This is a genomic window from Candidatus Cloacimonadaceae bacterium (assembly GCA_030693415.1).
In the GTDB taxonomy this organism is placed as follows: domain Bacteria; phylum Cloacimonadota; class Cloacimonadia; order Cloacimonadales; family Cloacimonadaceae; genus JAUYAR01.
Genome location: JAUYAR010000021.1, coordinates 1 through 21,256 on the forward strand (window position 1 = coordinate 1; position 21,256 = coordinate 21,256).

The 21,256-nt window shown below is 48.6% G+C and carries 20 protein-coding genes; 6 read left to right on the forward strand and 14 right to left on the reverse strand.

Annotation, left to right across the window (positions count from 1 at the left end; genetic code table 11):
* Window positions 1–118: 118 nt before the first annotated feature.
* The gene (locus tag Q8M98_01330) at window positions 119–649 is read right to left on the reverse strand and encodes a hypothetical protein (GenBank protein ID MDP3113393.1); all 531 of its coding nucleotides are present in this window, start codon (window positions 647–649) and stop codon (window positions 119–121) included.
* Window positions 650–835: 186 nt separating this feature from the next.
* On the opposite strand from Q8M98_01330, the gene Q8M98_01335 reads away from it, so the two are divergent.
* On the forward strand, window positions 836–1,924 hold the full coding sequence (locus tag Q8M98_01335) for a DUF2271 domain-containing protein (GenBank protein ID MDP3113394.1): 1,089 nt from the start codon (window positions 836–838) through the stop codon (window positions 1,922–1,924).
* A 2-nt stretch (window positions 1,925–1,926) separates the two neighbouring features.
* Here the strand turns inward: Q8M98_01335 and Q8M98_01340 are convergent, their stop codons facing one another.
* The 9 genes from Q8M98_01340 to Q8M98_01380 all read right to left on the reverse strand — a co-directional run bounded on the left by Q8M98_01340 (window position 1,927) and on the right by Q8M98_01380 (window position 10,909).
* Window positions 1,927–3,120 (reverse strand): hypothetical protein, encoded by a 1,194-nt coding sequence (locus Q8M98_01340; protein MDP3113395.1) that lies wholly within the window; start codon window positions 3,118–3,120, stop codon window positions 1,927–1,929.
* The gene (locus Q8M98_01345) at window positions 3,096–3,353 is read right to left on the reverse strand and encodes a 4Fe-4S binding protein (GenBank protein MDP3113396.1); all 258 of its coding nucleotides are present in this window, start codon (window positions 3,351–3,353) and stop codon (window positions 3,096–3,098) included. The genes Q8M98_01340 and Q8M98_01345 overlap by 25 nt, the downstream gene beginning before the upstream one ends.
* The gene (locus Q8M98_01350) at window positions 3,350–3,604 is read right to left on the reverse strand and encodes a 4Fe-4S binding protein (protein ID MDP3113397.1); all 255 of its coding nucleotides are present in this window, start codon (window positions 3,602–3,604) and stop codon (window positions 3,350–3,352) included. Before Q8M98_01350 ends, Q8M98_01345 begins: the two co-directional genes overlap by 4 nt.
* A 16-nt stretch (window positions 3,605–3,620) precedes the next feature.
* Window positions 3,621–3,914 (reverse strand): LemA family protein, encoded by a 294-nt coding sequence (locus Q8M98_01355; protein MDP3113398.1) that lies wholly within the window; start codon window positions 3,912–3,914, stop codon window positions 3,621–3,623.
* A gap of 102 nt (window positions 3,915–4,016) precedes the next feature.
* A complete protein-coding gene (locus Q8M98_01360; protein ID MDP3113399.1) occupies window positions 4,017–5,387 on the reverse strand; it encodes a phosphatase PAP2 family protein in 1,371 nt (456 codons plus the stop codon).
* Window positions 5,388–5,397: 10 nt separating this feature from the next.
* Window positions 5,398–8,076: a 30S ribosomal protein S1 gene (locus Q8M98_01365; protein ID MDP3113400.1), complete on the reverse strand. Its 2,679-nt coding sequence runs from the start codon at window positions 8,074–8,076 to the stop codon at window positions 5,398–5,400.
* A complete protein-coding gene (gene ispH, locus Q8M98_01370; protein ID MDP3113401.1) occupies window positions 8,070–8,960 on the reverse strand; it encodes a 4-hydroxy-3-methylbut-2-enyl diphosphate reductase in 891 nt (296 codons plus the stop codon). Before ispH ends, Q8M98_01365 begins: the two co-directional genes overlap by 7 nt.
* Window positions 8,957–9,634, reverse strand: coding sequence for a (d)CMP kinase (gene cmk / locus Q8M98_01375; GenBank protein MDP3113402.1), 678 nt, complete (start codon window positions 9,632–9,634; stop codon window positions 8,957–8,959). Before cmk ends, ispH begins: the two co-directional genes overlap by 4 nt.
* A gap of 246 nt (window positions 9,635–9,880) precedes the next feature.
* Window positions 9,881–10,909 (reverse strand): Gfo/Idh/MocA family oxidoreductase, encoded by a 1,029-nt coding sequence (locus Q8M98_01380; GenBank protein ID MDP3113403.1) that lies wholly within the window; start codon window positions 10,907–10,909, stop codon window positions 9,881–9,883.
* A gap of 539 nt (window positions 10,910–11,448) precedes the next feature.
* Between Q8M98_01380 and Q8M98_01385 the strand changes: the two genes are divergently transcribed.
* The 5 genes from Q8M98_01385 (at window position 11,449) to Q8M98_01405 (ending at window position 16,387) form a co-directional block, all read left to right on the forward strand.
* Window positions 11,449–12,609, forward strand: a complete 1,161-nt coding sequence (locus Q8M98_01385; protein ID MDP3113404.1) for a glycosyltransferase family 4 protein — start codon at window positions 11,449–11,451, stop codon at window positions 12,607–12,609.
* Window positions 12,596–13,861, forward strand: coding sequence for a hypothetical protein (locus tag Q8M98_01390; GenBank protein MDP3113405.1), 1,266 nt, complete (start codon window positions 12,596–12,598; stop codon window positions 13,859–13,861). Before Q8M98_01385 ends, Q8M98_01390 begins: the two co-directional genes overlap by 14 nt.
* A complete protein-coding gene (locus Q8M98_01395) occupies window positions 13,854–14,939 on the forward strand; it encodes a glycosyltransferase family 9 protein (protein ID MDP3113406.1) in 1,086 nt (361 codons plus the stop codon). Before Q8M98_01390 ends, Q8M98_01395 begins: the two co-directional genes overlap by 8 nt.
* Window positions 14,936–16,096, forward strand: coding sequence for a glycosyltransferase family 4 protein (locus Q8M98_01400; GenBank protein ID MDP3113407.1), 1,161 nt, complete (start codon window positions 14,936–14,938; stop codon window positions 16,094–16,096). The genes Q8M98_01395 and Q8M98_01400 overlap by 4 nt, the downstream gene beginning before the upstream one ends.
* A 150-nt stretch (window positions 16,097–16,246) precedes the next feature.
* A complete protein-coding gene (locus Q8M98_01405; GenBank protein MDP3113408.1) occupies window positions 16,247–16,387 on the forward strand; it encodes a hypothetical protein in 141 nt (46 codons plus the stop codon).
* Between the two features lie 15 nt (window positions 16,388–16,402).
* Here the strand turns inward: Q8M98_01405 and Q8M98_01410 are convergent, their stop codons facing one another.
* The 4 genes from Q8M98_01410 to prfB are packed head-to-tail and all read right to left on the reverse strand — an operon-like array spanning window position 16,403 to window position 20,733.
* The gene (locus tag Q8M98_01410; protein MDP3113409.1) at window positions 16,403–18,136 is read right to left on the reverse strand and encodes a chitobiase/beta-hexosaminidase C-terminal domain-containing protein; all 1,734 of its coding nucleotides are present in this window, start codon (window positions 18,134–18,136) and stop codon (window positions 16,403–16,405) included.
* 60 nt (window positions 18,137–18,196) lie between these two features.
* Complete coding sequence (locus tag Q8M98_01415; GenBank protein MDP3113410.1) at window positions 18,197–18,985, reverse strand: phosphatidate cytidylyltransferase; 789 nt, start codon at window positions 18,983–18,985, stop codon at window positions 18,197–18,199.
* On the reverse strand, window positions 18,982–19,728 hold the full coding sequence (locus tag Q8M98_01420; GenBank protein ID MDP3113411.1) for an isoprenyl transferase: 747 nt from the start codon (window positions 19,726–19,728) through the stop codon (window positions 18,982–18,984). The genes Q8M98_01415 and Q8M98_01420 overlap by 4 nt, the downstream gene beginning before the upstream one ends.
* 12 nt (window positions 19,729–19,740) lie before the next feature.
* Window positions 19,741–20,733 carry a peptide chain release factor 2 gene (gene prfB, locus Q8M98_01425; GenBank protein ID MDP3113412.1) on the reverse strand — a complete coding sequence of 331 codons (993 nt, stop codon included), beginning with the start codon at window positions 20,731–20,733 and terminating at the stop codon, window positions 19,741–19,743.
* Window positions 20,734–21,256 lie beyond the last annotated feature (523 nt).

A 21,256-nucleotide genomic window follows, 5' to 3' on the forward strand; every position in this document is an offset into this window, starting at 1 on the left:
GAAGCAGCCGAAATATTCAGACTCCTCAACATCAACGTCAGTAAACACCAATACTACTCAATTCGAAAGTAGTGCCCAAAATGAAAACCTTCCCGTCTATTTTTCAATTACTTAGGCACTACTTTGCGAAACTTGGGCTAAGATTGAGCTCGATGCCGGGACCGATACCGACAGTCCAGTTGTGTCTGTGCACGCTTTTCTCCTCTTCGCTATCGGGGATGGCATCATAATAATATGATGTGGAGGAGTTTCTTCGGTACTTTTTACTGAACTGGTCTTCCTGGTGATAACCGTATGCACCTCCGGCAACTAAAAAGAGCCTGCCGTTTCCAAAATCGTCTAAGGTATGGATATAGTTGGCACCAATATTTACGACCACCTCCTTACCGGTTTTGGTAATTGTGATCAGGCTATCCACATCATCTTGCTGAATTGTATCGCCCAATCTGACGTCATTCCTGCCGATGGTGTATGCACCCATAGTAAGCTGTAAACCTGCTTTGGGTCCCATGAAACGCATCGAGTAACCGCTGGCGGACATTCTGCCAAGGTGAAATCCCATTGCCGTGCCGGTGATGGCTTCTTCCGCGATCAATCCGATGCTAAAGCTGAGCAGCACACAGCTGATCAATATAGCTCTGATACTCATGATCCAACCTCCTGTTATCATTCATTGTGCACAATACTGTGTGATGCTGCAATTCTGTCAAGCAATATCGCTGCGATGGCATGGGGACAAGCTACTAGTTTAATTAGAATATCTGGAATATCTCTTGCATTAAAACGCGCTAACATATTTATGACACCCTAAAGTTATTTTCACTATGGAGAATCAATGAAACGCATATTATTTCCAGTCCTGATACTGATAGCGGTCTGCCTCTTGATCGGGGACTTGATCAATCCGGAGGGATCAATCCTTATCGGCGATGAGGGTAGAAACACCGAAGGAACCCTCGCATTCAGCGTTCGCACCGTCACCTATAATGGTGCCTACGCACCTCGCAATTCAGGTGCAATTTGGATCACCAACGCGCAAAACCAATTCGTCAAGACCATCAAGGTCTGGGCTGATACCTATCGTTGGACTTTGATTCGCTGGATCGCAAGTTCCAATCAAAACACTACCGGAGCCGTCACCAGCGCTTCCTACAACTCGCATCAACTGCATAATATCACCTGGAATGGTAAAAATCATCAGAATCTGGAAATGCCGGACGGAGAATATAAAATAAACGTCGAATTCACCGAACACAACGCCACTGCTGCGAATATGGGCAAATACAAACAAGTACCTTTTATGAAGGGCATCAATCCGATCGACATCACCATCCCGAATGAGACCTATTTTCGCGATATGACCCTGGGGTGGAATCCGATCATTACAAACGGAAGCATCTTTGGAACTGTGATGGATACCCAGGGCAATCCCTTTGCGGGAGCTACCGTCAGTGCCGGCTACATTCACGCAACCACAAACACCGCGGGTATATACAGCATTTCATTGGCACCTGGCATCTATAACGTTAGTTGTAGTATCAACGGATACCAGGCATATACTTCGGCAGCGTTGGAAGTGTTTTCAGGGCAAGATATTCAGCATAACATCATTCTCAATCCGGTGAGCAATTCCGATGATCTCAATCCCGCATCCGGCATTGGGATGAAAACAGCGTATCCAAATCCGTTTCTCGCATCCACAAAGTTTGGCTACTATGCGGATAAGAACTGCCGTCTTGAGGTGTTCAATATCCGGGGTCAAAGAGTGATCGGAAAAGACCTGCCGGCTACGAAACAAGGATGGAGTGAAACCGTGTGGGATGGAAAAGCCGACAATGGAACGCGCTGTCCCTCAGGTATTTATACGATAGTTTTAAGGCAGGGAAACCACCGTCAAAGCCAGCGGGTGATGCTGAACAACTGAGCTCACCAATATAGCGAAGTGCCGATTCCGACCTGCGAAACGCTGAGATTCTCGTCTTCGTAGTCCCGGAGGGCATAATGCAGATTCAAGCTCGCCAGCGAACTGAAATGATAGCCAAGCTTGCACTGATAAACGCTTAGTCTCTCAGGTTGGATATTTATCCCAGCTCCGGCATAAATGCTATTCCACACTTTACTTTGCATCTGTGCGAAGAAAGCCTCGGTGTCGTTCTCAGGGCTGTATTTTCCACCCAATAGGACAAAGGATTCGTGGCTTTCGTCATAGGGCATGGTGTAGATCAGATGGCTGCGCAGATAGTTTGATACCAGCCGCAATTCGTTCATATCGTCATCCACCACGTTGTTGTTTATGAAGAGCATATAGCCGGAAAGTTGATTGTCAAAGCGTTGTTGGTAGCGCAGAGTCGTTTGCAGATGATTGCGGCTTTGGGAATCGATAGCATCACCATTGCGATTTTTCCAGATGAACGAAGCCCTGGTGCTGATCATGGGATTGATGCGGTATTCAAAGCTCGCGCCGGTCGCCAATGAAGTCAGCTCATACTGGCTTTCCTTTGCGTAAGTGGCGTCCTTGTAATCCGCTCCGGCATAGATAGATAGAACATCATTTGCTTTAATGTTAGCCGTCATTCCCAGATAGATGTCATCCAAACCTGTCTTGTCTTTTTTCACCAATTCGAAAGTGCCGAAATCAAGATCCCAGGGGGTGGCGCGCAAATGCTTATGAATCGCATATATCTCTACGTTCAAAGGTTTTATGTCCAAAGAGGAAAAGAGTGTGCTGTGGTGCTGGATGTCCTTTTCATAGACGCGGAACGCATCAAGCTTTGGATACAATCCCAGTTTCAGAGGGCTGCCATAGAGCGTGTTGCGATAGGACGCCCCCAGTTCAAGCATGCCCTTTCGATAGATCAACGAGCTCTGTAAACTGTTATAGAGCTTTTGCTTGCTGTTTTCCGGATAGCGCTCTGCCCAAGAAAGATCAGCATCGAGATCGAGTTTCAAACTTGCAATCGGTTCGATTGAAAATCCCATACGGGAATCCGCAACAAACGATTTTTGATCCTCGTTCTGGATGACGCGGAAATCGCTGTGCATAAAAGCACTGGTCTGTGCCCGACAGATCGACGTCAAACCTATCAGGGTTAAAATCAATAGATAGCGTTGTTTGGACATGCGGCAACACACTCAGCGCAGCGAGTACATTTACTTTGATCGATCACTGCTTTGTTATTGACATCATAGAAAATGGCGTCCGAGGGACAGACGCGGATACACTCCCCGCAACCGTTGCAGGATGAGGAATCGACGTTGTATTCCGTAATCGTCACTCTTTTGCAGGCTATAGAGACAAATAGTACTGCAAGCAGGCTTAAGGCGATGATGACGAGTGTCTTGCGCGTGTTCATTTGACGTCCTTGATCGCACGGTAGGTGCATGTTTTCACACAAATCTTGCAATTGATGCAACGCTCAGGATCGATGACCGCTCTGCCCTTGGAAATGCTGATCGCATCGACGGGGCAGGCTTTTACGCAATCTCCGCATCCGACGCACAAGCTTTTGTCCACGAAGGGGTTGCTTCTGCTTATGGCGATGATTGCCACTGCCAGAGCCACTAATAACAGTAAGATTAGAAACGATTTTCGCGAAAGTTTCATTTGCTGAAATACTCCCTTAGTTAAAGTTAACCGTGGGAGCGAGCTCCGCGCTATCAACCGCTTGGAAGAAAGTCATCTGAGATATGCCGAATACCGAAGCCAGCAGGTTGTTCGGGAAAACCACAATGTATTGGTTTTCCACCTGCGACCAGGTGCCGTTGACGTTTACTTTGAGGGTTTGCATCTTATTATAGCGGCGAACTGTCCAGCCTCCGATCAATATAATCAGCAAGGCTACGACCAGCAGAATGATCAATCCTTTTTTCATCGTCTCTTTCTCCATCATCGTGTTTTGCACCATTTTTTGCATTGGGTTATTTTGTCCAGCTTTTTCATTTTTGCTTGATTGATGGCTGCATCCGTGAGCAGGAAAAGACTTTATCCTTTACTTAAATATGTATTGGTTATGTTTCTATTTTACTATCACTTTGCCTTGATTGATTTTGATTCGGTAGGGAATCGTTGAGTCACTTTCGAGGGTGCGGGAGTGGATGATATCCTTCGCGACATAGACTTCCTTTGGCGTCCCTTGGATGGAAAGCAAGCGAGTGAATGGGCGCGGAAGGAAAAGCGTCACCCCGCCTTTTTCGTTCGCGAGGAATAAGGAAACCGGTGGAGCAGCTTTATCAAGCTTCGCGGTAAGCTCTCCCCCATTCAAACGAATATCGAGATGGGTGACCCGTGTGCTATCAAGCGTGAGTTCAGCTTTGCTGCCGAGCTCAGTGAAGAAACCACGCTTATTTTGTGATATCCGAATGATGGCAAGGCTATCTTGTAGTTTCAGCTCTTGAGGAAAGCTCAGTTTGCTGCCCGGAAGCCCGAAGCCGCTGGATGCATACAAAAGAGCCAGATGGTCGGATTGACGGATCACAAGATCACCGATAGGCATGTTCACTTCTATCCGGACAGGAATATCCGAGGGAAGCTTGCCCGAGAGTTCAAGATTGCGGTGCCGTGAATAGGGGGTTGCGAGACTCACACCGGCTGCGACAACCAACGCGAGAACAATCAGAGCGGCTTTCTGATAGAGTTTCAGGGCTGTGTGAACTTTGACCAGTTGCGGTTCATAGAAGACACCACGATGCATTCGCATAGCCCTAAACAAAATATATGAGCATAGATAGATCAGCGCTCCCGACCAGATGACGTCGCTGGCAAAATGACCGCCCTGCGCTATCCTCACGAAACCGATCAGAGTGCCATAAATCATTGCGAAAAAAAGAAACATGAGTGCCAGTGAACGACGGCGTCCCCTTAAGAGAAAATAAAACGCGAAAAAATAATAGCCCACGGTCGCATGACCGCAGGGAAAGGATTTGCCGGGGCTGCTGGAATCGATTTGCAAAGGAGCCTCATACGCAAACTTGCCTCCGTATCTTTCCAAATCACGGGGACGGGGTCTGCCCCAATTGTCTTTCAGCAAGGCGTTTACGACCAACCCGGGACCGAGGATCAAACATAATATGAGAAAAGCGCCTACTTTGCGATATTTGAGCCAGCGTTGCTTTTTGTATCCGAGCGCGAAAACGAATAGTCCGCCAAGCGCACTGAACAAAGCAGGCAGATTCCCATAACGGTAAAGCAATTGAAAGAGAGGCAGTTGCCCATATGTCCACTTTCCTCCATCGCCAAAAAGACGATCCTGCAAGCGCAGATCGAGGTCGCTGAGGGAAAAGAGCAGCGTCGCGGTGATCAAGACTAACAGAGGAACGAGGAAATCGGCGGTTATAAGGAAAGGACGACTGATTACAGCCGTCCCCTCTTTATCACTAATTGATATCATTATGTAGTGGTTACGCTGTGGGTTTATCTTCAGTTTCCGTGGCTTCGGATTCTTCGGTATCTTCAACCAAAGTCTCTTCGATCACAGGTTCTTCAAACGCGATCTCTTCAACCACAGTCTCTTCGACCACGGTTTCTTCGATCACAGGCACTTCAACCACAGTCTCTTCGACCACGGTTTTTTCGACCACTGTCTCTTCAACCACAGGTTCTTCAAACGCGATCTCTTCAACGACAGTTTCTTCAACCACGGTCTCTTCAACGACAGTTTCTTCAACCACGGTCTCTTCGATCACAGGCACTTCAACCACAGGTTCTTCAACCACAGTCTCTTCGGGTATTCCCACTTCAGTCTCATCAACGACAACATCTTCCACCAGAGTCTCAACAACTGCTGTTTCTTCCACAATGGTCTCTGCCATGATGGGTTCTTCCACCAGGGGACTATCTTCACCCGTTTCCATATCAATCGCGATGGTTTCTTGCGTTTCGGCAGTTTCCGGTGGGGCTGATTTGAATTCCGCGATCTTTTTTTCACGGATGGCGCGGTCGGCTTTTTTCTTCTGTTGTCTGGTAATGCGGTCGCGTAAATACTGCTCGTGGATGGCGATGTATTCTTCCTGCAATCTGGGATCGCGTGAGAAGAAGAAAGCCTTCACGGAGAGGATGAGGCGACGGTTGTCCATATCGAGTTCGATCACTTTGAGCGGAATCTCTTCGCCCACGAAGAAGGCGTCCTCGGAGTGTTCAAGTTTCGGGATCGCGAGGTGGGAAATCGGGATGAATCCTTCCACCACGTCGTTTCCGAGCGGGATATCTACTAACACACCCTTGGGGATGAGCTTGCTGATTTTGCCCTTGACTTCGGTATTTACGGGCAGGACGCTGTTCAGGCTTTCCCAAGGATCAGGGGAGAGCTGTTTCACACCGAGCGCGATGCGATGTAAGGCACGATCGATGGAGAGAATGACGGCTTCCACATCCTGACCCTTGCGATAGGTTTCGCGCGGGTGATAGACACGTTTTGTCCAACTGACATCGGAGATGTGGATCAAGCCATCGATGCCAGCCTCGATTTCGACGAATGCGCCGAAAGCTGTGAGGCTCTTCACCTTGCGGATGAGCACGGTGCCGATGGGATACCGGTCTTCGATTGTGAGCCATGGATTGGGATCCATCTGTTTCATGCCCAGGGAAATGCGCTTGTTTTCCTTGTCCAGTTCAAGCACGATGGAATTGACGGTGTCGCCGAGCTTGGAGATTTTGCGCGCATCTGAAATCTTCTTTGTCCATGACATTTCAGATATATGGACGAGCCCTTCCACTCCGGGTTCGATCTCGATGAAAGCTCCGAAGGATTTCACGCTCACAACTTTGCCGGTGACGCGTGTGCCTTCCGGATACTTGATCTCGATCGTCTCCCAAGGATGGGGAACGAGCTGTTTCAGACCCAGCGAGATCTTGTGTGTCTCGGGATCAAAATTGATGACTTTGACCTTGACCTTGTCTCCGATGTTGAGCATCTCGGAGGGGTGGTTGATCTTGCCCCAGGACATATCGGTGAGATGGAGGAGTCCGTCGATCCCGCCGAGGTCGATAAAGGCGCCGTATTGAGTTATATTTTTTACTTCCCCGTCGAGTTCGGAATCGATCTGAATCTTCGAGAGCAGTTCCTGACGCTTGATATTGGCTTCGTCTTCCAGAACTTGTTTGCGGGAGAGGATGATATTGCGGTGTTCTTCATCGATGTTGACGACCTTAAAGCTCATCTCCTTGCCGATGAATTGATCCAGATTGGGAATCGGCTTGAGAGACATCTGAGAACCGGGCATAAATGCCTCGATACCCATGATATCGACGATCATGCCACCTTTGACGCGACGCCGGATGGCGCCATGGACGATAGTTCCGTCCTCATGGGCTTTTTTGATCCGCTCGATATTGATGATAAAGTCCGCTTTCTTTTTGGAAAGCGAGAGCTTGCCTTCGCCGTTTTCCACTTCATTGATAAAGACTTGAATACTGGAATTCAGCTCCGGAATACCGGTGTAGGCAAATTCGTGGATGGGAATGACCCCGTCCGATTTGAAACCGATGGCGACGCTGACTTCACGATCAGTGATACCGACGACGGTTCCTTCCTTGATCTGCCCTTTCGAAAAGCTGGATGTATATTCGTCATACATACTGAGCATTTTATTGTGCTCAAGTTCTTCCTGCGAGAGTTCGATTTTGGGGGTTTCCGGTATTTCCAGTTCAGCGACGGGTTCGGGTATTGTTGCTTCGATCGCTTCCGGGTTCGGTTCTTCTGCTAGTTCTGTGATCGTTTCGACAGCCGTTTCGACTATCTCTTCCTCTGCGGGGACGAGAGCTTCTTCCTCTTCAGGAATAAGAGTTTCTTCCTCTTCAGGGACGAGAGCTTCTTCCTCTGCGGGTACAAGAGTTTCTTCCTCGGCTGGTTCTTCTTCCGGTAGGGTTTCTTCGGTTTGGGTGGTTTCAGGCTCGGTCTGCTCATCAAGAGCGATGACTTCATCCGCCTGGGTTTGTTCATCTTCGATCATGGTTTCTTCAGTTGGCTCGGTCTCTGGTTCTGTAGCTTCAACTACTGTTTCCGACGTCGTGTCTTCACCTTCCATCTGGTTTTTTTCCGTCAGGTCGGTTTTGATTTCGTTTTGATCATGGGTTAGCATGATTCCTCCTTAAACAAGGGAATGTCTTCGATCCGCGTCTCCGCGTCCGCAGGTTCCCCATTGATTTTTTTGATAATATTGAAAACGTTGACTATTGTTTGCGCGGGCGTCGAGGCTCCGGCGCTGATCCCAATTCTATGAAAACCTGTTGTGTTTTGCTCGTTCAATTCAGCCTCCGTCTCCACATGGATCGAAGGACAGATGTCGCTGCAAAGCCGATGCAACATCCGTGTGTTCGAGCTGTTGCGTCCGCCGACGATAATCATCAGGTCTGATGCCTTGGCAAGTTTCAAAACGGCTTCCTGCCGTTGGGACGTTGCGAGGCAGATTGTGTTGAAAACCCTCAGTTCCTGCGTGGTTGGCAGAAGCCTCGCCACCAGTTCTTGAAGGTTGGAAAGCTTTTGTGTGGTCTGGGAAACAAGGCAAAGTTTTTGGCGAAAAACGGTATCGATTTTATTTTCGGCTTTGACCACCCTGGTTTTTTCGTCTCCATAGGAAAGCATGCCGATTACTTCAGGATGATCGGCATCGCCAAGGATCATCACCGGATAGGAAAGCGCAGACATCTCTTGCACCAGTTCCTGGGTACGTTTGACGTAAGGACAGGTGGCATCGATGATGGAATTGCCATTTTTGCGTAGTATCTCCATTTCCTGTTTGGTGATGCCATGGGAACGAACGATCACGGTGCTGTCGTGGATGCCGGATGCATCCCCGCAACTTCGGATACCCTTTTCAGCCAGTTCCAAAACGATTTGGGGATTGTGGATCAATTCTCCGATAGTGCAGACCCGGAGTCCCTTGGCACGGGCATCCAAAGCCATTTGAATAGCTCGGCGTACGCCGAAACAAAAACCTGAGTGCTCAGCCAAGCGCACTATCATACTCCCAATCTCTCCAAAACATGCTCATAGAGCGCTTCGACCTGCTCTTCAATCGTTAGACAACCTGTATCGATTTCGATGGCGTCTGAGGTGCGAACCAACGGTGCCAAAGCGCGGCTGCTGTCGTTCAGATCTCTCTTGTTCAATTCTTTCAATACTGTATCTAAATCAGTCTCAATACCCTTTGCTTGAAGCTCTTTGAATCGTCTGAGAGCGCGAACTTCAGGCGGGGCGACCATGAAAAACTTGATCTCCGCGTCTGGAAATACGAAGCTGCCGATGTCCCTTCCGTCCAATACCACTCCGCCATTATTGGCGATGCGGCGTTGGAGCTCCACCATCTTGTAACGTACTGCGGGAATAGCGGATATATCTGACGCGAGGCGGGATATTTCATGAGTGCGGATGGCTTCGTTGACGTCCTCACGATCCAGAAAAACGGTATTTTGATGCCCGGAAAGCACGACTTCGATATCAAGCGCGTCCAGCATGGCGGCGATCTCATCTTTTTGAGACAGATCGATGCCGAGTCTTTCAGCTTTCAAAGCGCAGGCGCGATACATCGCACCGGTATCGAGATAGACGTAGCCAAGTTTCTGTGCGAGCAGTCTGGCAGTCGTGCTTTTTCCCGAAGCGGCGGGTCCGTCGATCGCGATGATGAGTCTTTTCTTCATACCATTCTTCCAATTTATACCAAGGATTTTGCGGGTAAATATCAGTCAATGCTTTTTTTCATAGGAGTGAGGAATATTTCTGCTGAAACGTCATATAATATCTCCGAGGACAAGCGCCTCGCCCAAATCATCAACCTGAAAATGGCATAAAAAGCGTCCCTTGCATCCGCTAACGTGGTCAGTTAGACCAAGTCTGGCGCCAGTTTCCGCCAGACAGCCTGCCTTCAGATTTAGCCAATTTACTCTCTATAAAGGCAGAGACACCCTCTTTCCGGTTTTGGCAGAGCGATAGATCGCCTGAATGATCTCCACAGATTTCCTGCCGTCGCGTCCATCTGTGGAAGGAGTTCCATTGTTTAGCAGCACGTCCGTCACGTTGCGGTAATAGGGGTTGTGTCCAAAGCCATAAACGTTTGGCGGTTGATAGTTTGCGTCAAGAGCGATCCGGTCATCATCGTCATATTCCTCAAATTCCCATTTCTCGATTTTGTTGACCGCCATGCCACCGACCTTGACCGTTCCCTTCTCTCCGATGATCGTGATCGAACCTTCAAAGTTCTTGGGATAGGTGAGCATGGTGACATTGAGAGTAGCGACGATCCCGCTGCGGAAATGCAAAATCGCGCAACCGGTATCTTCGGCTTCGATCCTCCGCGCCATCGTGGCAGTATATGCCATCACCGAATCAACGTTGCCTAAAAGCCAGTAAATGGCATCCACATAATGGCTTGCCTGATTCATGAAAGCGCCGCCGTCAAATTCCCAGGTACCACGCCACTTTTCCTGATCGTAATAGGCTTGCGGGCGTTGCCAGAAGACGTTTGACTGTGCCAGATAGATCCTGCCGAAACGGTCTTTTTCGACTGCGCGTTTGAGCAATTGCAGCGTACTGTTGAGGCGGTTTTGCTTTACGACGAAGAGCTGCACTTTATTTGCGTCGCAAGCTTGGATGATCTTGTCCGCACCTTCGATATTGATCGCCATCGGTTTTTCGGTGATGACGTTGATTTTGCGGTTTGCCACATCAATGCCCATTTGCGGGTGCATGCCGCTCGGAGTGCAGATCGAGACTGCATCGAGCTTTTCCTTGGCGAGCATTTCATGGTAATCGGTATAGAATGATGGTATGGAATATTGCTCCGCTGCGCTCTTGGCTTTTTCTTCGATAATATCTGCCACTGCGACGAATTCTGCTTCCGGGATTTGCGAAACCGCGTCAAAATGATTCTTTGAAATGCGTCCGCATCCGATCAGTCCAAACCTGACTTTTTTCATCTATATCTCCTTGTAATATATAAATTTCCATAGAGACAACCATCCCGGTCGGGAAGGTGAAATAGCTCATGGATATTGCTTCAGTCCCACTTGAATTAGACAAAGGTTTTTGTAAAGTGTTATTTATCTCCGATCTCATGGCACTGAAACAGACTCAGCATTTTTTGTTCTGGTTTTTGACATAGGCGGCCTTGAATTAATCGCCATGAAATACGAATTGCAAAACAAATTCGCATATTTGCAAATTCGCAGCAGTGGCATGCTGCGCGACAAGTCCCCCCATAGCAATACGGAATCAATACGGACTCATTACGGACTAAGTCCGTATTGACTCCGTAATGCTAAGGAGAAAGGTGTCCTGTGGCGCAGCATGCCACTGCTGCGAATGAGCAAAGGTGGAAGATATGAGAGATGCTTGTCGATGAACAGGTGAACCAACTCTGCAGTTCACCCATTCACCCCTTGACCCGTTCACCCGAAAAGAGATATTGACAAAATCCGCTTACCAAAGGTTTTGGATTTCCCCTATGAGGATAGTTATGAAGAAACTGCTGATCATCACAGACATGTATCCACACGAGCGCAACCCGATTGCCGGTATCTTTGTGCGCCAACAGGTTGTGGAGCTCAGCAAGCTCTATGACACAATGGTCTTGGCTACCCATTTTCCTGCCAAGCCCTCGTGCCGGAAAACCAGCGAGGATAACCACGCGCTTTGGTATGTTCACTATCCAATGAGCAAACGCTTCTTTCCTATAACTGTCTATCACTATAGAAAATACGTCATATCACGTCTGAAAGACATCCTCAAAAATTGGCAGCCGGAGATCATCCATGTGCACGATTGCAGACACATCCCTGAACTTTTTGCCCTTGCACCTGTGCTTAAAAACTATACGGGCAAGAAGTTCCTCAGCATTCACAACATCAAAACCCTGCCCGAAAGAGCGGAACATCCCATTTTGAGCTTGTTTTATAACGCCACCTTGAAAGCAGCCTTTCAAAACTGGGATCACGTCTTTTTCGTAAATCAAAAACTACGCCAACGAATAGAACATATTGTCCCTTTGATCAGAAGCAGCAATCTGGGAAACGCCATCAGTCCCTTTAAACCGATTCCCAATCCCTATACGGATGAGCTGATATCATGGCTCAAAGCCGATCACTACAAAATCATCAGCGCTGGCAACCTCGTCAAAACCAAAGGCTTTGACCTGCTCATCCAAGCAGTGAAAACGCTGAATGCCGATGGTGAAAAGCTCCAGCTCGTCATCGTGGGCGAAGGCGAAGAACGCGAACGCCTCACACATCTATGCATTAGCTTGCAAATGCAGGACTTGATTCGTATCGATGGCGCGCGTGAGAATGCTTTGTTGCGTTCATCCTATCCGCTTTTCGACGCTTTCGTTTTGCCGAGCTATAGTGAAAGCTTCGGCATCGTCTATCTGGAGGCGCTTTATGCCGGCATCCCAGTCGTCGGAGTGAAGGGGCAGGGTATTCACGGCATTTTCCAAAACAGCGTACACGCCCTTTTCTGTGAACCGAATGACGTGTCCGACCTCATCCAAAAAATCAAACAAATGATGCGCAATCCCCAGCTTATGAAAAGCATGACAGATCTGGGCAAACAGCTTGTGTGCAAAGAATATATGATGGAGCATCTGATCCGAAGGATCACGAATATCTATGAAATCAGCTAAAGACAAGCTCCTGATGATCGTCAATGAGTTTCCCCCGGTCGGGGAAAGCGGCGTCCAGCGTCCTCTGAAACACTTGAAATACATTAACAGAGCCGGATGGCAGTGTTTTGTGATCACCCCAGGTAAAGCAAGCAAAACAGTTATCGATGAAAGCCTACTCAACGAAATCTCTTCCGAAGCAACGATCCACCGCACATTTAGTTTGGGCTTTGGCGGCAGGTCTGTGGACCAGGTTGCGGAGCTGAAATTCAGTTCCACAAGCGGCGGATCAATGCTAAAAAACCTGTTCTGGAAAGCGCTTAATCTGCTTAATTCACTTCTCTTCCCCATCGACAAACAGATCGGCTGGGTGCCCTTCGCTTATTTAAAAGCGTTGTCCCTCATCCGTTTGCACGGAATTAGAAACATCTATATCACTGCCTTCCCCTTTTCCGCTTTCCTCATCGGCATCATGCTCAAACGAAAGCTGGGCAACAAGATATGCTGGGTGGCGGACTATCGAGACGGCTGGCAGTTTGAACCGCTTTTGAAAGAAAACACCATCCCTTTCCGCTACGCAATCATCGAGCGCTTTGATCGCCAAAGTCTTGAGCTGTGCGACCACGCGGTCTTTCCCACCGAACATATCCACGCGCTCTATCTGCAAAAATACCCTTGGTTAAAAACGAAGAGCAGTACTATCACCAACGGATACGATGAGGACGATTTCCACGGGCTGGAAGCTCATACCTTCGACAAATTCACTCTACTTTACATGGGCAGATTTTTTTTTCTGCACGATCCGCTACCCTTTATACGAGCTATCAAAGATGAATGTTCTCAGGACTTTCAATTTATCCATATCGGTAGCGCAGCGAAAGAGATCGCATCCAAATTGTCCACTTATCCCATATACAATTACCAAGGCTACAAAAGTCATCGCCAAGCGCTTGAATTTGCCCTCGGCGCGGACGCCAATTTGCTGATTCTCAACGATGACAAAGATTCAGAAGGGGTCTATACCGGCAAGCTGTTTGAACTGCTCAGAATTGGCAAACCGATCCTCGCCCTGGGTCCGAAACGTGGGTTGGTCAAAGACCTGATCGAGCAAAGCAACGCCGGCGAATATGCTTACATCGGTAGCTCGGACGAGATTGTAACAGCCTTCAAGCGTCTTCGTGTAGCTTCCAAAAGCTATCACACCCAGCCCGAAACCTACGAAAGATTTTCTCGCGAACGCCTCAGCACGGCTTTGATGAAACTCTATGAATGAGCTGCGTTCACTGATTAAAATACCGCTCATGCTGCTCACCTGGATGCTTTATCGGGTGAAACAGATCATTACCCCACTGGAAAAGAAAGATCCCCAAATGATCCTTGTTTTGTATCTCTCCGGCATGGGTGATATCTTGTGCGCGAGCCCTTTTCTGAAAAGGCTTAAGGATAGATTCCCTCATACTGAGCTGCATGGCTGTCTGCCGGTTGAATTCGTCAATCTGCAAAAGGACTTCTTCCGATTTGACAAATACATCGCGCATCGAAACTATCACAATACCCTGAAACAGATCAACACCGGACACTACGACATGATCATCATCCCCGGCTGGCTGATGCGCAATTCCGTGCTGGCGCTCGTCTCAAATGCACGTTCCATTATTGGCTACATCAACGATCTCAGCTTCTCAAACCGCTATCTGAATAGCTTTTTCCTTGAAGCAGTCGGTCTCAAAGCTGAGAAAAAAAGCCAGGATATGCGCACCTCGCACCTCAGCGAAAGGGCGAACCTGATCCTTGAACACTTTGGCGTCTCCCCAATCCGATCCCGCGATCTTCAGATCGAAAGACAATTCCCCGCTGAGGATTATACCGTGATCCATGCCGGTGCCGGATTCGAGGGCAGGAGATGGCCTGAAAAGCGTTTTGCCAAAGTGATCAATCATTTGTTGGATACCAAGATATGCGCGGAAGTGCGGCTCATCGGAGACGGATTTGACAGCGATATTAACCGCCGGATATTGAGCATCCTTCCCGGTAGGAATGTGATCGATCACGCAGGAAAAATAAACCTTTACCAATCCAAGGAAATCATCTCTAAAGCCAAGCTATTCATCGGCAACGATTCAGGGCCAATGCACATCGCCGCGCTTTGTGGGATACCCAGCTTGGGATTATTGGGACCTAATTTTCCCCACATCAGCGGTCCTCTGGGTACGAGGTCCGTTTCCGTGTGGCACATATTTCCCTGTAGCGGCTGCAATCAACGTGGTTGCGCATTTGGCTACCGCTGCATGAAATCCATTACCGCGGAGGAAGTCATTACTGCGATCAACTCACTATTGACGGATATATGAAAGAACTAAAGATACTAAACATCGTTACGAGATTAAACATCGGCGGAGTCTCCATCCACGTAGTGCAGATTTCACAGATGTTCAACAGCGGAAGATATAGCTCGATAGTGCTTTACGGCGACGTGGAGAACAACGAAAAAGACATGCTCTATCTGGCGAATCAATATGACTTTCCGATGATCAATCTTCCGTCGATGGGCAGATCGAACAATCCCCTGGAGGATATACTACTGATCTGGAAAGTCTTTAAGGTCATCAAAAAACTGAAGCCGGACATCGTGCACACCCACACCGCAAAAGCAGGTTTTATTGGCAGAACCGCAGCCTGGCTGGCAAAGACGCCGATCATCCTGCATACCTTTCATGGAAACAATTTCAGCGGATATTTCGGCAAACTGATGAGCGCTTTTTCCATCAATGCTGAACGTCTCTTGGCAAGCATCAGCACCCGCATCATCGCCATCAGCGAACAGCAACGCGATGAATTGATCAAATTCCGCATCTGCCCAAAGGAAAAAACGCGGATCATCCATCTCGGTTTCGATTTCTCCAAGATCACCCACTCCGCAAGCGATGTCGGAGCTTTCAAAGCAGCATACAGCATCGCCTCGAACCATAAGTTCATCGCTTTCGTCGGCAGATTGACTGCGATCAAAAACCCGCATCAGTTCATCAAAATCGCCTCCGCCGTGTTGGAAAGCCGCCAAGACGTCGTTTTCGCCTTCGTGGGCGATGGTGAAATGGCGGAGGAATTGAAAAAGGAAGTGCGGCGGCTTGGCTTTCAGGAAAACATCATTTTCACCGGTTTCATCCAAGATTTGAAACCATTATATGCCGATCTGGATATTTTGCTTTTGACATCAAGCAACGAAGGCACGCCGGTGGCGATTATCGAAGCCATGGCAAACCGCAAGATCGTCGTTGCAAGCAGGGTCGGGGGCATCCCCAATCTCATCACTCACACCAAAAGCGGTTTCCTCTTCCCGCCCTGGGACACCAATAGCTTTTTCAAAACGATAGAATCCATTTTAGCCGTCCCAGCAGATTATCTTGAGATCGCGGAAAACGGTTATCAAAAAATCACTCGCGACTATTCCACCCAGCGATTCAAAACCGAAATGGAAAACCTCCTAAACGAATTGACGCCATCTTCCTGAATACCGGCAAAGCAAGAGGCTTGCTGCAAGTATGTTCAACTGTGGCAGTCCTGGATATTATCTTGGAATATCGATCAAATTGAGCACTTCAATCGCGCCCATCCACGCTATCGCTATCCAGGGATAAATAAACCGGCTTGGCTCTGCTTGATGGCAAATGGCAATATCACCATTTTACCGATCAAGAAGCGCCAAGCCGTGAGACTATTTGGCGAAACTCCCGAGCCTCATAGCTTACCCGCTACTTCCAACGTGGAAAATATCCAGATGGACAGCAGGTATCAAAGATAGCTCTTCTGTTTCAAGTTATTTCATTAGCACCATTTTCTTCGTGCTGCTGTAGGAGCCGGATTTGAGATGGAAGTAATATACTCCACTGCTCACGGATAGACCGCGATCGTCGGTTCCGTTCCACTGCACGCTGTGATTTCCCTTGGCTGAAGTTTGCATCGAGAAGGTCTTGACAGTTTGACCCCTCTGATTGAAGATCACGATCTCGACAGGTTCCGCTTTGGCGGTATAGAATTCGATCGTGGTGCTGGGATTGAAGGGGTTGGGATAGTTGCCGATCAATCTGGTGCTTGCGGGCGTGAGGACTTCATCGTCGTTTGCCACGCCACCCCAATCGCTGAGCATTCTGGCTGTCACCTGCGGGGTTTGGTTGAATTGGTTCGCGAGGACGACAACGGAGAAATTGCCAGTGGGAATGTTCTGACCGATGTAATCTACATCATAGAAAGAAGTTCTGAACACGATCGTGCCACTGGCATCTTCCAGATAATAGTTCTGACCATTGGCAAAGGCGCCGCTGGCTCCGACAAAATGGACATGGTCGATCTTGACCAGGCGGGCTTGATACATTTCTATGTTGGCATTGATTTGAGCGATCGTGACCATCGGGATATAGACAGGATTGCCGGTGGAAGCCGGAGCTCCGGGATTTGACGCGGGGGTGAACTGCAGCATGTTGTTATAGCGTGCGATCGTTCCGGTGAGTCCGGTGATACCGTCATAAAGGGCATAGGTCGTGGTGATGATTCCCGATGGATCGTCGATGAGCACGCCAGCGCCGTTGTCCTGCACATATTTCTGGCCTCTGAAGTTTTGTTTGAAGGTCAGGACCACTTGTCCGGTGATCTGGAATATAGTGCCATCCCCCGGGGTCTGCGCTCTGAGTTGGGAAAGATTGCTGATCGGCTGAGCAAATGAATAAACCGCTGTCACGATCTGGCTGGGATCAAGCTGAGGAGCTTTGGCCATGGCTTTGATGGTAGTGGTGGTCGATACAAGGATCGGCGCAGTATATTGGGGCGAGCTGAGCGTCGGATTCGTACCGTTGGTCGTATAATATATCACCGCTCCTGGAGTAGGACAGGTAATCGTCACATTCTGGGGTGCGGAATAGATACCTGCGGGGGGGGTGAATACTGGCAGAGCCGTGGCCCCCTGTGTGGAAGCAACGATCTGGATGTTGTCAAAACGGTTGTTTCCGACCGCTGAGCTTGCCCCCGTCAGGATGATGCGGATCTTGAAGTTGGCGTTGTTGTCCGAGCCCTGCACACCGGCAAAACTCATCGTAACAAGCTGAGTGCTGACCCAGTTGTTCTCATAACCGGAGATATCGACCGTTTGCCTTGTGACGAAGTTGGATCCATCAGTGGAATATTGGATCTCATGTGTAGTAAATCCGGTGGAAGTCCTGCGGGTTGGATAGGTCAACACCAAGTTCTCAAAACCGGTGGTCGGCACATTCATCGTGAAGAACGCACCATTGTTCACCATATCCAGACCTCCGCGGGGAGCAAAGCTACCACCGTTGGATTCACCGGTCACACCGTTGATGGTCGTGCCGGTAAAAGAATAGGCCTCAGTGAAAGTAAAGTTGATCTGGCCGTTTCCGGTTGTGGCTTGGATGGGTTGAGTCCAGTTCTGGTCTGTACCGGGAGCGCCGGTATTGAAGTTCCAGTAATAGACCAGCGTCTGCGCGTTGGCGCAGAGTATCGCCAGCATAGTGGCTATGATCAAGATGATCGTTTTCATAATTCCTCCAGGAATTTTTCTTAAGATGCTAATTTATTACCCATGATCTTCACCATGGTATTACATCACTGATAGTGCACAATATAGAAAGGATCCCGCAAGCAGGATACTATCAGTCCGGTCAAGGATTCCACCGTGACCGGGTATCAATTTCGAACTGTCTTTGACATCGCAAAAGCGTTTTAGCATACTTTCCGCCAGATCTCCCAACTGACCGATGATCCCAGCCGCGAAAGCTATCAAAAACATCTTCGTCAGCGAAATCAGCGCAAAGCCGCTATAATATAATATAATCACAATCACCATCGGAGCAAACACTCCCGCGAGGAATCCTTCCAGCGATTTGCGGGGACTCACTTCCGTCATGTTTCGGTGCTTGCCAAAACGCATGCCAACGAAGTAGGCGACGCTGTCCACGATCCAAATCATGATTATGAGAGCAAATAATATTTTCTCCCCAGAATAGTCAAGTCCTATTCTCGCGATCATCGCGGGGATCATGCCGAGATAGACTGCGCCGAAGATGATGGCAAAAACTCGCTTGAGTGATTTGTCCTTTGCCCAGCTAACGAGCCCGTCGAGCATAGCTAAGAAAAACACCGCCCAGAGAAGCACGATATCCATCGATCGAGTTATGATCATTGCAAGATACAACCCGCAGTAGGCAATCACCCAGATCCATGATATCCTGATCCCCGGATTGCGCAGCATAGTGATAAACTCCATCCCTCCCAACAGGGTGACCAGAAAAAACATCGCAATCAGCGGGACTCCACCATAAAACAACGCCGCGAGCAACATTGGGATGAAAAACAACGATACGCCCACGCGTTTGTTTAGCTCTGTCATGGCTGATTCACTCCTCCGAAACGGCGGTTGCGGGATTGATAATCGATCAGGGCTTTGAGCATTTCAATCTTGCTGAAATCTGGCCAAAGAGTTTGAGTGACAAATATCTCCGCATAAGCGGATTGCCAGAGCAGGAAATTTGACAGCCGCATCTCACCGCTGGTTCTGATGATCAGATCAGGATCGGGTTGTCCGGCGGTATAAAGATATGCTTGAAATCCTTCGGGATCGAGGGTTTCGATCAGATCGGGGGTTGTTTTTGCAGCGGAAAAGAGTTTTTTGATCCCTTCGATGACTTCCAGCCTCCCACCATAGTTGAATGCGATATTGACCTTGAGTCCGGTGTTTTGATTGGTCATGGCAGCGATGGCTTTGATGTCTTTCAGATATTGAGGATCGAGTCTCTGTTCGGAACCGATGAATTGGACATAGATGTTGCGCTTGTTCAGCTCTGGGATCTCCTTGAACAGTCGTTCCTTGAGCATTTTGAGCAGCGCCTTGACCTCGCCAGCGGGACGGTTCCAGTTTTCTGTGGAAAAGGCATAGAAGGTGAGATATTGCAGACCCAGCTCCACAGCAAGCTCCACTACCTGTCGCGTGGATTTGGCTCCCGCGCGATGACCATAGATGCGGGGACGGTTGCGCAGTTTTGCCCAGCGCCCGTTGCCGTCCATGATGATGCCAATGTGCTTGGGGAGTTTGTCTTTGTCGATTTGTGGCAGCAGTTCTTGATAGTTGTTCATCAGCCTTACACCCTACATCTTCTTGTGTGCCAGATATTTTAGCCAGGCATAGATGAATCCGTCAAGATCACCGTCCATGACCTTGTCCACCTGTCCAATCTCAAAATTGGTGCGGTGGTCTTTGACCATTTGGTAAGGCTGGAAGACATAGGAGCGGATCTGATTGCCCCAACCGATCTCAGTCTTGGTGGCTTCGAGGGTCTTCTTTTCTTTGTCACGTTGATCTTCAAAGTGTTGATAGAGGCGGGATTTGAGGATCGCCATCGCCTTCTCGCGGTTCTGGTTTTGAGAGCGCTCGTTTTGACAACTGACCACGATGTTTGTCGGCAGATGAGTGATGCGCACTGCGGAATCGGTCGTATTGACATGTTGTCCGCCCGCTCCGCTGGCACGGTAGGTATCGATCTTGAGATCCTTGGTATCGATCTCGACTTCGATGTCATCCTCAAACTCCGGATAGACAAAGACGGAGGCAAAAGAAGTCTGTCTTTTACCCTGTGAATTGAAGGGAGAGATGCGTACCAGGCGGTGAACTCCGATCTCCGCTTTGAGCATACCATAGGCAAAATTGCCCTTCACCTCGATGGTCACGCTTTTCAAGCCCGCTTCTTCGCCGTCAAGAGAATCGATCACGGTGAAACTGTATTTATTCTTTTCCGCCCAGCGCGAATACATGCGATAGAGCATTTCCGTCCAGTCCTGAGCTTCGGTTCCGCCGGCTCCGGCATGGATGGTGAACAGGGCGTCGTTGTGGTCATATTTATCGTTGAGATAGCACTCGATCTCGGCTTTTTCGATGAAGAGTTTCTGCTTTTCCAGTTCTTTGACCGCTTCTGTTAAAAGGTGCTCGCTGAAATCCTCTTCCAGCAACAGGATATAGGTTTCCAGCTCTTCTTTGAGGGTCTCCAGTTGTTTGATGTGCTCGATCTCTTCGCGGATCTGGCTTTGCTGCTTGGTCAGTTTTTTGGCTTGATTCTGGTCGTTCCAAAACCCCGGTTCGTTGATCTTGGCTTCAAGCTCGCCAATCTTTTGCTGCTTGCTCTCGAGATCAAAGTAACCTCCGGATCTCGCTGATTTGAACGATCAATTCGTTCACGCTCTTTCTATAATCAATGTATTCCATCGTCAAATTCCTTTTAAGAAATATGCTTTTTTTTCTTTAAATTATGACTTGGAGTTTCTGTCAATCAAAATATCCGATAACCATCGACTGGCGTCTATGAGACTGCTCCAATTTCCCAACGATTTTTCTTCTCATTAGAACACAGATGACGCGGATGTTTATGATCTACATGATCATTAAAATCCAAGTCGAAACAACCCGTTCACCTACTCACTTGTTCTCCTGTTCACTTGTTCACTTACCCTCTCCTTCCCCCTAAAAATTACATCTTGTCAAGTCCTAATATAGTTGACACTAGGTTGCCACTTTTTGCGATAGCGCTACACCCCTCCATAGTATGCCCCCCAAGCGAAGTTTTCGTGCAGATCAACAAGCCACTGGATACGCGTGAATCCTGTGAGTTAT

Excerpts from the sequence above, each read along its gene's own strand:
- Q8M98_01420 (MDP3113411.1), bottom strand. The coding sequence starts at position 19,728 with ATGAACAACTATCAAGAACTGCTGCCACAAATCGACAAAGACAAACTC.
- Q8M98_01365 (MDP3113400.1), bottom strand. The coding sequence starts at position 8,076 with ATGCTAACCCATGATCAAAACGAAATCAAAACCGACCTGACGGAAAAA.
- Q8M98_01335 (MDP3113394.1), top strand. The coding sequence starts at position 836 with ATGAAACGCATATTATTTCCAGTCCTGATACTGATAGCGGTCTGCCTC.
- Q8M98_01350 (MDP3113397.1), bottom strand. The coding sequence starts at position 3,604 with ATGAAACTTTCGCGAAAATCGTTTCTAATCTTACTGTTATTAGTGGCT.
- Q8M98_01340 (MDP3113395.1), bottom strand. The coding sequence starts at position 3,120 with ATGTCCAAACAACGCTATCTATTGATTTTAACCCTGATAGGTTTGACG.
- Q8M98_01415 (MDP3113410.1), bottom strand. The coding sequence starts at position 18,985 with ATGACAGAGCTAAACAAACGCGTGGGCGTATCGTTGTTTTTCATCCCA.
- ispH (MDP3113401.1), bottom strand. The coding sequence starts at position 8,960 with ATGATAGTGCGCTTGGCTGAGCACTCAGGTTTTTGTTTCGGCGTACGC.
- Q8M98_01360 (MDP3113399.1), bottom strand. The coding sequence starts at position 5,387 with ATGATATCAATTAGTGATAAAGAGGGGACGGCTGTAATCAGTCGTCCT.
- Q8M98_01380 (MDP3113403.1), bottom strand. The coding sequence starts at position 10,909 with ATGAAAAAAGTCAGGTTTGGACTGATCGGATGCGGACGCATTTCAAAG.
- Q8M98_01395 (MDP3113406.1), top strand. The coding sequence starts at position 13,854 with ATGAATGAGCTGCGTTCACTGATTAAAATACCGCTCATGCTGCTCACC.
- cmk (MDP3113402.1), bottom strand. The coding sequence starts at position 9,634 with ATGAAGAAAAGACTCATCATCGCGATCGACGGACCCGCCGCTTCGGGA.
- Q8M98_01410 (MDP3113409.1), bottom strand. The coding sequence starts at position 18,136 with ATGAAAACGATCATCTTGATCATAGCCACTATGCTGGCGATACTCTGC.
- Q8M98_01330 (MDP3113393.1), bottom strand. The coding sequence starts at position 649 with ATGAGTATCAGAGCTATATTGATCAGCTGTGTGCTGCTCAGCTTTAGC.
- Q8M98_01385 (MDP3113404.1), top strand. The coding sequence starts at position 11,449 with ATGAAGAAACTGCTGATCATCACAGACATGTATCCACACGAGCGCAAC.
- Q8M98_01345 (MDP3113396.1), bottom strand. The coding sequence starts at position 3,353 with ATGAACACGCGCAAGACACTCGTCATCATCGCCTTAAGCCTGCTTGCA.
- Q8M98_01390 (MDP3113405.1), top strand. The coding sequence starts at position 12,596 with ATGAAATCAGCTAAAGACAAGCTCCTGATGATCGTCAATGAGTTTCCC.
- Q8M98_01400 (MDP3113407.1), top strand. The coding sequence starts at position 14,936 with ATGAAAGAACTAAAGATACTAAACATCGTTACGAGATTAAACATCGGC.
- Q8M98_01405 (MDP3113408.1), top strand. The coding sequence starts at position 16,247 with ATGGCAAATGGCAATATCACCATTTTACCGATCAAGAAGCGCCAAGCC.
- Q8M98_01355 (MDP3113398.1), bottom strand. The coding sequence starts at position 3,914 with ATGCAAAAAATGGTGCAAAACACGATGATGGAGAAAGAGACGATGAAA.